Consider the following 2,184-nt stretch of genomic DNA (forward strand, 5'->3'; position numbering starts at 1 on the left):
GGCCGACGTGCACTGCCTCTCGACGTCATGGCCGGACTTGTTCCGGCATCCACGTCTTGTCTTGTGCAAGGCCGTTAAGGCGTGGATGCGCGGGCCAAGCCCGCGCATGACGCCGAGTATGTTGCGCGTCCATGCTCTAAATGAGCGGCGGCCTCACACCCCCTTGGCCATCTCGCGCAGCTTGAATTTCTGGATCTTGCCCGTGCTGGTCTTCGGAATCTCGGCGAACACCACGTAGCGCGGGCATTTGTACGAGGCGAGGTGCTTGCGGCACCACTGCGCGAGCTCGTCGGTGGTGGCTGTCGTGCCGGGCTTGAGCTCGATGAAGGCGCAGGGCGTCTCGCCCCATTTGTCGTCCGGCTTTGCCACCACTGCGGCGGCGGCGACCGCCGGATGCTTGTACAGCGTGTCCTCCACCTCGATCGAGGAGATGTTCTCGCCGCCGGAAATGATGATGTCCTTCGAGCGATCCTTCAGCTGGATGTAGCCGTCGGCATGCATCACGCCGAGGTCGCCGGTATGAAACCAGCCGCCGGCAAAAGACTTCTCGGTGGAGGCCTTGTTCTTGAGGTAGCCCTTCATCACGACATTGCCGCGCATCATCACTTCGCCCAGGGTTTCGCCGTCGCGCGCAACCGGCGTCATGGTGTCGGGGTCGAGCACGTCGAGGCCCTCGAGCGCGCCGTAACGCACGCCCTGGCGCGCCTTCTTCATCGCCTGCTCGGCGGGCGGCAACGTGCCCCACGCGTCGTGCCAGTCGTTGACGACGGCCGGGCCGTAGCACTCGGTCAATCCGTAGAGATGCGTCACGTTGAAGCCCGCCTCCTTCATCGCCGCCAGCACGGCTTCCGGCGGCGGCGCCGCGGCCGTGAAGAATTCGACCACGTGGGGCAGGGGCTTCTTCTCGTTTGCCGGCGCATTGAGCAAAGTCGCCATCACGATCGGCGCGCCGCACAGATGCGTCACCTTGTGATTGGCAATGGCGTCGTACATCGCCGGCGCGCGCACCGCGCGCAGGCACACATGCGTGCCGGCGACGACGGAGATCGACCAGGGAAAGCACCATCCGTTGCAGTGGAACATCGGCAGCGTCCACAGATAGACCGGGTGCTTGCCCATCGCGCAGGTGACGACATTGCCGGTGGCGAGCAGGTGCGCGCCGCGGTGATGGTAGACGACGCCCTTCGGGTCGCCGGTCGTGCCCGACGTGTAGTTGAGCGTGATCGCATCCCATTCGTCGTCCGGCATCTTCCAGGCGTAGGTTGGATCGCCTTGCGCGATGAATTCCTCGTATTCGATGGTGCCGATCCGCTCGCCCGCGCCGGTGAATTCCTTGTCGTCATAATCGATGACCAGCGGCTTCACCCTGGCGAGCGCCAGCGCCTCTTTCATCACTTTGGAGAATTCGCGGTCGACGATCACGATCCTGGCGTCGGCGTGGTCGAGCGAGAAAGCGATGATCGCGGCATCGAGCCGCGTGTTCAGCGTATTGAGCACGCCCTGGCACATCGGCACGCCGTAATGGCACTCGAGCGTGGCCGGCGTATTGGCGAGCAGCGCCGACACCGTGTCGCCGCGCCCGATGCCGCGCTTGGCCAGCGCCGAGGCGAGTCGGCGCGCGCGTGCATAGAACTCGCGGTAGCTCCGCCGCAGCGTTCCGTGGATGATCGCCGTGTGATTGGGAAAGACGGCGGCCGCGCGCTCGAGAAAACCGAGCGGCGTCAGCGGCTGATAGTTGGCCGGATTGCGGTCAAGATCGATGTCGTATGGCGTCTTCGCCATCGCGTTGTCCCCCTTCGGAGGACGTTAGCGAAGATAAGGGGCGGCAAGCAAATGCGGACTCGGCAGCTTGCGCGAATACGCCGCCCCCAGCACCGTGTCATGCCCGGGCTTGACCCGGGCATCCATGAAGAGGTGCCAGACGCGGGGGCCTTACGTAAGGTTGACGTCGCCGCACGGCCTCATGGATTGCCGGGTCAAGCCCGGCAATGACAGTTGAGAGGTTGAGCCGGGCCTGTCAGCCTTGTTTGCTTCCGCCCGCCGTTCCACAATCGGGGCAAAGAGCAAGAACAGGGAGGGGGCGATGGACGCCCGCACCAGCCGCTATCACGACGTCTACGCGCATTGGCAGCGCAGCCCGGAGGTGTTCTGGGCCGAGGCCGCCGCCGGCATCGACTGGTACGA

1 protein-coding gene is annotated in these 2,184 nt (G+C 64.8%); it reads right to left on the reverse strand.

From position 1 onward, the window contains the following. Positions 1-153: 153 nt before the first annotated feature. Positions 154-1,782: an acyl-CoA synthetase gene (locus tag VNC39_RS05720; RefSeq protein WP_325397071.1), complete on the reverse strand. Its 1,629-nt coding sequence runs from the start codon at positions 1,780-1,782 to the stop codon at positions 154-156. Between the last annotated feature and the right edge of the window lie 402 nt (positions 1,783-2,184).

This window comes from Acidocella sp. (genome assembly GCF_035535915.1).
Taxonomy (GTDB): domain Bacteria; phylum Pseudomonadota; class Alphaproteobacteria; order Acetobacterales; family Acetobacteraceae; genus Acidocella.

Excerpts from the sequence above, each read along its gene's own strand:
- VNC39_RS05720 (WP_325397071.1), bottom strand. The coding sequence starts at position 1,782 with ATGGCGAAGACGCCATACGACATCGATCTTGACCGCAATCCGGCCAAC.